Here is an 8,886-nt window from a genome sequence, read left to right as displayed (position 1 = left end):
AAACCTTTTCTGTTCGCTGGCCTCGCCCATCGCGCTGGCCTTCCTCACCGCCTACCCCACACCCCAATCGGCCGCGAGGCTCGGCGAGGTCCGCATGGCCGCATTCCTACGCAGGAACTCCTACCGCGGCGGAAAACCCGCCGCACTGCTGCTGGCCCGGTTACACGCCGCTGCCGTTCCGGCCGCCCAGCTACCCACCGACACTCTGGCACTGATGACCGGAACTCAAGTCACGTTGCTGCGCGGCATCCAAACCGCCATTGCCGATCTGGAAAACCTGATCAGGCAACGCGTCGACGAGCACCCGAGAGCCCCACTGCTGGCCGCGCTCCCTGGCGTCGGCACCATCAACCTGGCCCAATTGCTCGCCGAGATCGGTCCGATCCTCGACCGCGTCGACACAGTGGACCAAGCCGGCGCCGAATGCGGCGTCACCCCGGTTACCAAAGCCTCGGGCAAGACCAGCGGAGTCTACTTCCGCTGGGCAGCCAACACTCGGGCCCGCAAAGCCATCACCGCCTTCGCGCACAACGCTCGCATGCAATCACCGTGGGCTGCAGAGCTTTACAGTAATGCCCGCGCACGCGGCAAACGCAACCCGCATGCCACCCGCATCGTCGCCCGCGCCTGGCTCCGCGTCATCTGGGCCTGCTGGCATCACGGCACTCCCTACGACCCAGCCATCCACCATGCCGCACAACGCCGCACAGCATGACGACTTGACTCAAGGGACTCAAACGCCAGCTCGCCGACGTCGTCTACCGCCACCTCAACGCCACCAGCAGCAAACCTATCCCGGCTTGACAAACATAGGAGAGTCCACCGCGGCCACCCCGCACTCGGCGGACACCCACCAGCCAGCCGCGTCCCCAACCTCTCAGGTCAGTACACCTAGTGCGCCACGAGGCGCTGTTGAACCGGAGGTGAGAGACCTGCGGCGTTGTGCTGCCGAAGCAGCATAACGAAGCTGGGGCCAGCCGTGCGACGTGAGGTCGCACGTTGTGAGTGATCGCGTTTGATAGGAGGTCGTTCGACGAGGACGTGATCCGGTCCAGTGTCTATGGGACCGTCCCCGCCCTGGCGTGCGTCGTGGGTGACCGCGGGGTGCGAAGCCTGGGGTGAAAGCCGAAGCGTCCCTGTTCCACCCAGGGATGACGGGCGAGGGGAAGGCCGGACGGGTGAACGGAAGTGAATCTTTGTATGCCCCGTTATCAGCAGCTCCGCAGGTGGGTCGTTCCAGCGGGGTATAGGGCTGGCCGTTGAGAAGCGGCAGGCGCCGACCAGAGAGGCTGTGCTGGTCGGGAAGACACCGCCGCCCCGGGGTAAAGAAGGCACCCAACCCGGCCGTATCTCATGCGTGCGGAACACGGAAACCCCGACAGAGTCCGGAACATCGATGTGATGTACCGGTAGGCCGACTGTGAGGAGAGCGGAATCCTCTGGCGGGAACAGGATGTCCAAGAAGCGAAGGCCGGCGGGCGAAAGCCAGCAGGAAACCAGCGCGTCATGGCGGCACCCCCGGCCGTCGTCGCTGGATAACTGGCCGGATACCGGACCGAGTGTCCGGGCCTCGAAAGAGGCGCTGACGTGGACAGGTGAGCTGGTGAAACGAAGCGGTCACGAACCGCCGGAACCGAAGGACAAGTTGGACACCGAATGGTGAACGGACCTGAGGGCGTTGCCCTTTCGTGGGATGCCGTCGATTGGCGGCAGCACGAGGACAATGTACGGCGTTTGCGGCAGCGGATCTTCACGGCGACTCGGAGCGGGAACCTGGCCACGGTCAGGAACCTGCAGAAAATGATGCTGCTTAGCTGGAGCAACACGCTGGTCAGTGTGAGGCAGGCGACGCAGCGCAATGCGGGACGTAAGACCGCCGGGGTCGACGGTGAGGTCGCGCTGACCTCGCAGGCCCGGATGCAGCTGGCGGTGCAGGTGCACCGCGACGCGGCGTACTGGCGGCCTCGGCCGGTCAAGCGGGTGTATATCCCGAAGGCGGGTAACCGTGCGAAGTTGCGGCCACTCGGGATTCCGGTGATCGCGGATCGTTGTCATCAGGGCAGGGTCCGCAACGCGCTGGAGCCCGAGTGGGAGGCCCGGTTCGAGCCCAAGTCCTATGGGTTCCGGCCGGGCCGCAGCTGCCACGATGCGATCCAGGCGATCTACACCGTTTGTCGCGGCCCTCGGGCCAAGCGGGTGTGGGCGCTGGACGCGGACCTGGCGGCGGCGTTCGACAGAATCGATCATTCCCGGTTGCTCGAAGCCATCGGGTCCTTCCCCGCCAGGGACATGATCCGGGATTGGCTGAAAGTGGGGATCATCGAGGCGGGCAAGGGATTTGCTCCGACTGACGAGGGCACGCCCCAAGGCGGAGTCATCAGTCCGCTACTGCTGAACATTGCCCTGCACGGGCTGGAACACGCGGCAGGAGTTCGATACGTGGAGTCCGGCAGTGCTGCCGAGTCGACGCGAACTGACTCCCCGGTGGTCATCAGGTATGCCGACGATCTCGTCGCGCTCTGCCACACCCAGCGGCAGGCCGAGCAGGTCAAAGCGCGGCTCGCCGACTGGTTGGCACCCAAGGGGTTGGCGTTCAACGAGGACAAGACCCGGATCGTGCATGTGGGCGAGTCCGGGTTCGACTTCTTGGGCTTCAATGTCCGCCGCTATCACGGCAAGCTGCTGATCAAACCATCGAACGCCGCAGTCCGGCGAATACGGGAACGGCTGCGCACAGAGATCCGCGCACTGCGCGGCTCCAATGCGCGGGCGGTAATCGCCACGCTCACCCCGATCATCAAGGGATGGGCGGCCTACTACCGGGGCGTGGTGTCGAAGCGGACGTTCAACGCTCTTGACGACTACCTGTGGGCGCTGACCTACAAGTGGGCGACCTACAGCCACCCCACGAAGTCGAAGTGGTGGGTCTCGGCCCGCTACTTCGGCAAGTTCAACAAGTTCAGGAACAACCGCTGGGTATTCGGCGACGCAGCCAGCGGCACGCACCTGCCACGGTTCTCCTGGACCGACATCGTCCGACACACTCTGGTCAAGGGCCGGGCATCACCCGATGACCCGGTGCTGGCCGAATACTGGGAACAACGGCGACGCAGAATCAGACCCCCGGTCGACGGCTACACCCGGCGGCTGCTCGTCGAGCAGCACGGCCGGTGCCCGCTCTGCCGGAACGAACTGCTGTCACCAGACCAGCCGCCCCAATCGCCTGGTGAATGGGAACGATGGTGGCTGCTGGTCATCCGTCAGGCCATCGCCGCGGACTACCTCGTCCACGACGGACGGCCCAACCCAGCGGACGGAGAACGAACCCGTCTGGTCCACCGCTCCTGCCGAAGCGAGCATCATGCTCGCCAACGCAGAAGCATTGCATCGCAAACCGATTCGCTCTCGCGGCTTGCTTGAGCTGCCTGCGGTGAAAGCCGCACGGGCAGTTCTGAGGGGAGGACGGCGCAGCAATGCGCCGTCCTTACCCGACTGAGCCGGGTCGATGCCGGTGACGGTGGCAAGCAGCCCCGACAACGATGGGACGGGCCAGTACTATCGTATGGTCCGGGTCCGGCCAGCGAGAGGAGAAGGTGTACGCGAGGAACCAGTGTTCTAACGCCTCTCAAGTCGCCCACCAGCTCCAAACCCGGTGTGGATTCGGGCTGGTCTGCGATGCGAATCAACACCTTCGCGGGTGCTGGGAACTCCGGGATCGGTTTAGGTCGCCGGTTCCGGAGGCCACGGTGAATGCCTGCGGCGTATCCGTGGCAATGTCGCAGGGCAAAGCTGGGCACTCCCTCCACGATCGGTTCGCAGTGAACGTGGGAACCGCCGTGCGGCTCCCGAACCGACCGTCTCCAGCCAGGAGCCGCAGTATTAAGGCGCCGTTCTGGTCCAACGTCAACCACCACGACGCTTCAGACTCGACAAGGACACCCGCCGGCATCTGCCGGGCGGCGGGTTGCGCTTGTGGTGCTATGAGCCAACGCTCCAGCGAGCCTTTCGCGGAACGGCTTCGTCTACCCACCATCTCGGAAGCGATGGCGAGGTGTTGACTACAGGCGGTCATCTCACCGACAGTGACGGTACTATCCGGGCGGGTCATTCGCGCTTTCCGGATGGTCCACACGGAGGAGCCCTAGAGCACGCAGTGCCGGGGCATTGCTGTAGGAGAACAGGATGGCGTCGGAATCCGTGGACGTATTTGCTAAGCGGTGCGCCCGCCAGCCGGGTACCGCAATGACGTCATGGGGTCCGAATTCAAGACGCCGATCGTCGAACTCGACGTGACCTTCTCCGCGCACGACGTGCATGATCGTGCTCGCCGTTGTTCGCCGCAGCCGACCTCGGAAGCCCGGTCGCAAGCGCGTAATCTTACAGTCCGTTGTGGGTAAGACAGGACCGCCGTTCCACGGATTGGTGTACTCCAGGACGATGCCCTCGCTGTCACTACCCTCAACGTCGTCTCCCATGGCGACGAAGGCACGCTCAGTCTCTCGCCAAGGGTAGTTACCCACAGGGGAGAACCGACTGTCCGCGTTCTCCCACGCGGGGTTGAGCCGACCATGTATGAATTTCCGGCTGGACAGGTCATCGGCTACATACGGCTTCTGGACGCGGTCGCCGAACAACTCGAAAAAGCCCGCCTCCAATGCATTCGTGAGTGGGTAGTCCAATCCGTCCAGCCACATCACCGGACCGTTACCTTCATGGAAGTGATCGTGCCAATGCCATCCGGGAGTCAGCAGCAGATCGCCGGGTCGCATATGAATCCGCTCGCCGTTGACAGTCGTGTAGGCCGACTCGCCTTCGATAATGAAGCGGAACGCGTTCGCGGCATGCCGATGCGCCCGCGCGGCCTCCCCCGGCATGATCACCTGGATGCCGGCAAAAAGGCTATTTACAGTCGCCGGCGGATCCGACAGTCCTGGGTTGACCAGCATCAGCACCCGACGCGCCGCCTCTTCGAGTGACAGTCGATTGGTGAAGTGCAGCATGTATGGCCGCAGCGCGGCATACCGCCACAGGTACGGGACTGCACTGGCCTGGGGCTCGGGCGTGAACAAGTCGCCATGATGCCGCCACAGCGGCATGACTGCCAGAGCATCCAGGCTCTGATAAGGGTTCTCGGACATAGCGCCCGTCATGGTCTGCGACTCCCTTCCGGGATAGGTGATCCATTCACTGAACTATGCGCCTTGCGGGTTCGCCGCGGCGAGTGCATCTGCCGTCGCGACTTGTCGGTTACTAGTTTCAACCCAATTCTGCCATGTCATCCTCTGTGAGGGTGATGGAACGTGCGGCAATGTTTTCCTCCAGATGCCTGAGAGAGCCGGTACCCGGAATCGCCAGCAAAGTCGGTGATAGTTCCAGCAGCCAGGCAAGCGCTATTTGTCTGACGGTAGCGCCATGCCGGGCAGCGACGGTGACCAGACGTTCATCCTGTAGGTCAACCCCGCCGCCAAAGGGGCGGGAGGGAACGAATGCGATTCCTTCTGAGGAGCAGAAACTAAGCAACTCCACCTCGCCGCGGTCGGCTATATGGAAGTTGTTTTGAACCGCCGAGACTGGACCGATCGAGCGGGCCTCGGAGATTTGTTCGGCATCAACGCCGCTGAGACCGAGGTTGCGAATCAAACCCTCCTCCCTCAGCTCAACCAGTGCTTCGAACCGTTCGACAAGAGACTCCCCGGGCCGTGCGCCCAAAAAACCGATATGAAGGTACACCAGGTCCAAACAGTCCAGCCCCAAGCTTTCGAGGTTCTCTTCGACCAGCTCGCGCATGTCAGCAGCATGAGCCTGCACAAGGGTGCCGTTGGAACGAAAAACTCCACCGACCTTCGTGGCGATGACCAGACCAGGCGGATAGGGATGCAGCGCCTCACGGATCAGTGAATTCGCGCAGATCGCACCATCGTGGCTACGGTAGAAATTGGAGGTGTCAATGTGATTTACTCCCAGATCGACAGCGCGGCATACGACGGCACGGCTGATGCCCGAGTCACGCGGCTGCCCACTAATGCGGTCAGGCGAGCACAAACGCATGGCACCGAGCCCGAGCCGATCGATAACGAGGTTACCTCCGAGACAGTGGTCAACGGTCACACCCCTAAGCCTGACCCGAAAAGATCTCCACGACGAGTACATGGCAGCTTACTGCCACCAGGTACTATCGAAACATGCCGCAGGCCGTGAGGCTGCGCTGAGGAGGAATTTCACACTACACCACGTGCCCCGCGGCGCAGGTTGCAGGACAAACTATAGCGATTCCCTTGAACGCCGCCTTCTCCAGCTCCGGTTTGGCATACAGCCGCTCAAGTATGGTGTTGTTTCACTAGAGGCCCTTCAACCGCTTTCACATCGTCACCCTTCAGGCCACCCGAACCGGTTACGCCATCGGTGATAGGAGGCCTCAGTAACCGTCAGCGCCCGACGCACACCCGCGACGTTCTTGCCACCCCATCGCACAATCGCTAATTGCCTTGGTCAAGTCCGAACCGCCTGCTCAGCCGTATGCCTCTTACTCGTGGTCATGCCGCTGAAAACGTTCCGCCACACCGGGCACGTGCTCGCAAAACGTGCTGCAACAGTGCGGTGTCAGCCGCCGGACTCTCACCATGGCCGTCGACCGGAACGCGGGAATGGGTCCGCTCGTGACGGCCGTGCGCCCGGCCGGACTCGGCACCGCAAGTCGGCGCGATGTCGGCCCGCCCGGGTATTTTGGCCAGCAAAAGACCCGGTCACCCTCATCCACCACAGCCTCGAAACCTACGGTCCGAACCCTTAAGAATCACGGGCAGCACAGCGCTTCAGCTTGATACACCGCGGCATCGTTCCCCCTCTGCACGTATACGGCACCGGAAGGGCCCAGAGTCGACTTCTGACAGTCCGCGCCGATCGGCGGCGGGGCAGGTTGCGCTCCGTGGCCTGAGCAGCTAAGTGGGAGGTGTGGGTAGCTACTAAGATTTCAGAAGCGCGAGGCCCGTTTCCGCGGAACGGAGGAGGGCATTCCGGCGGGGCGGCAGTGAGATATCCTGCTGGGCTAGTTCTAAAACTGACAGAGGTTGTTGACAGTTTGGGCTCCTGATATGAAGAGGAGTCCTTTGGCCGAACGTGTTTGGAGTGAGAAGGACCTGGCCAGGCGGGCGAATCGGCGCTTGGCCGTTCTCCGGCATGCCGAGGAGGTCAGCGGCAATGTCGCTGCGACGTGCCGCTACTACGGCATCAGCCGCAACGTGTTCTATCGCTGGAAACGTCGCTACGAGGACGAGGGCCTCGACGGGTTGAAAGACCGATCCAGCGCGCCGCTGCACCGCCCGAACGTCACCCAGCCCGAAGTGGTAGCCAAGATCATCCATCTGCGCCAGCACTACCACTTCGGTCCACTGAAGATCTCGATGTACCTGCAGCGCTACCTCGACGTGTCGATCTGCCAGTCCGCGGTGTGAGGCCGTGGCGGCGTCCCCTATCCGCGGGAATGCGGCTCACCCGGCCGCGCAGACAGTGCCGTGGGCACACCTTCAATAGCCCAACTCCGTACCCGCCCACCTCGGCGATGCGCTCACGGATTGCGCTTCCGCGTCACCAACCAATCGAGCCCCGGACCGGTGTGCGTCGGTTCGGGGCCCGATCGGGGGTATTCGTACCTGTCCACCGATCGCTCGGTAGTTTGACGCGAGCAAACATACCTTTGCACTAGCACTTTCTTCAAATCGAGCCGTCTTAGTGCCACTTCTCCTCACCAGCAAGCCAGCGAGAATTGGGCCTGCATGTTAATGTGCAGATCCATTCCGCTTTCCGCGTACTCGGGGATTCGTTGTCGACACGGCGATCGCTGGATTGCAGTGTGCAATAGCGCCACTGCGCAGCAAGTTCGACCATGACCAGCGCCACGCTGGCGGTCATGGTTTCGCGAGAATCGCTGGGGATTTCATCAAGCGCCATGCCGCTGAAGGCTGGCTCTCGGGTGAGTATCTGTCCGGGCGGAAGGCTCCACGCCCACAGCTGCCGACGGATCCCGTCGACCAGGCGGATCACGACTTCCAGGCAGCTGGCGCTGGCTATCCGCAACAGGCCGAGATCGGCCGCTGGACCGCTCACAAGACGAATCAGCACCGTTCCATGTGTCCAAGACGCTTGTGCCTAGTGCCGCGTCCGGGAAGGTTGATGCTGTAACCCGCGACCCGGGGTGGCGGGTTGATCATCGGTGGGTGACCGGTGATGCTGCCGGTGGAGGTGATGCCGGTGGCTCGCAAGCCGGATGTGTTCGTTAGAGCAGTGACCCCGGAAGAGGGCCGCAAGCTGGCTCAGATCGCGCGACGTAGTAAGCAGTCGATCCGGATGCGGCGGGTGGTGGTGGTGATGGCCTCGGTGCAGCATCAGCCGGTCGGGTTCATCGCGAAGCTGATGCAGGTGTCGGAATCATATGTGGGGCAGGTGATCCACGACTTCAACGAGAAGGGGTTCGAAGCTTTGGACCCAAAATGGAGCGGGGGCAGGCCGGCGAAGACCGATCAACCGACGCGTGATCGGATCTGTCGGATCGCCCGGTGCTGCCCCCGCGACCTGGGCTGGCCGTTCGCGACGTGGAGCTTGTCGAAACTGGCGGAAGTGTTGCGAATCAACGGCGTTGCCGACATCCGCCGCGAGACCGTGCGGCAGATTCTCAAGGCGGGCGGGGTGTCGTGGCAGGCCACCAAGACTTGGAAAGCCAGCAACGACCCGGACTTTGCGGCCAAGATGGCGCGGGTGCTCGACCTCTATGACCACCCGCCCGCGGACGGGCGCGTGGTCTGCGTGGACGAGTTCGGGCCTTTGAATCTGCAACCCCGCGCCGACCGAGGTTGGTTCGTCGCCCGGCGCACGCGGCGGCTGTGGGTGTCG

Annotated in this window: 7 protein-coding genes; 4 read left to right on the top strand and 3 right to left on the bottom strand. The window is 63.0% G+C overall.

The window, feature by feature from the left end; all coding sequences use genetic code 11:
• Together ACL03I_RS38835 and ltrA are read left to right on the top strand one after the other, a co-directional pair.
• Nucleotides 1-715 (top strand): transposase (locus ACL03I_RS38835; protein WP_412808571.1); only part of this gene is annotated, 715 nt, incomplete at its 5' end.
• Nucleotides 716-1,734: 1,019 nt separating this feature from the next.
• Entirely contained in the window at nucleotides 1,735-3,420 is a 1,686-nt protein-coding gene (gene ltrA / locus ACL03I_RS38830) for a group II intron reverse transcriptase/maturase (protein WP_412808570.1), read from the top strand.
• Nucleotides 3,421-4,091: 671 nt separating this feature from the next.
• On the opposite strand, the gene ACL03I_RS38825 is transcribed toward ltrA, so the two are convergent.
• The gene (locus ACL03I_RS38825; protein ID WP_412808569.1) at nucleotides 4,092-5,150 is read right to left on the bottom strand and encodes a cupin domain-containing protein; all 1,059 of its coding nucleotides are present in this window, start codon (nucleotides 5,148-5,150) and stop codon (nucleotides 4,092-4,094) included.
• 106 nt (nucleotides 5,151-5,256) lie between these two features.
• The gene (locus ACL03I_RS38820) at nucleotides 5,257-6,108 is read right to left on the bottom strand and encodes an aldo/keto reductase (RefSeq protein WP_412808568.1); all 852 of its coding nucleotides are present in this window, start codon (nucleotides 6,106-6,108) and stop codon (nucleotides 5,257-5,259) included.
• 998 nt (nucleotides 6,109-7,106) lie between these two features.
• Between ACL03I_RS38820 and ACL03I_RS38815 the strand changes: the two genes are divergently transcribed.
• Nucleotides 7,107-7,451, top strand: a complete 345-nt coding sequence (locus ACL03I_RS38815; RefSeq protein WP_412808567.1) for a helix-turn-helix domain-containing protein — start codon at nucleotides 7,107-7,109, stop codon at nucleotides 7,449-7,451.
• A 274-nt stretch (nucleotides 7,452-7,725) separates the two neighbouring features.
• Here ACL03I_RS38815 and ACL03I_RS38810 read toward each other — a convergent pair whose 3' ends face one another.
• Nucleotides 7,726-8,118 (bottom strand): hypothetical protein, encoded by a 393-nt coding sequence (locus ACL03I_RS38810; RefSeq protein ID WP_412808566.1) that lies wholly within the window; start codon nucleotides 8,116-8,118, stop codon nucleotides 7,726-7,728.
• A 105-nt stretch (nucleotides 8,119-8,223) separates the two neighbouring features.
• On the opposite strand from ACL03I_RS38810, the gene ACL03I_RS38805 reads away from it, so the two are divergent.
• On the top strand, nucleotides 8,224-8,886 hold a 663-nt coding region (locus ACL03I_RS38805), incomplete at its 3' end, for a helix-turn-helix domain-containing protein (protein WP_412808565.1).

Origin of the sequence: Nocardia sichangensis (genome assembly GCF_047200615.1) — a bacterium.
Lineage (GTDB): Bacteria > Actinomycetota > Actinomycetes > Mycobacteriales > Mycobacteriaceae > Nocardia > Nocardia sichangensis.
Note: the sequence above shows the minus strand (reverse complement) of the source record. Positions and strands in the feature narration are given on the sequence as shown.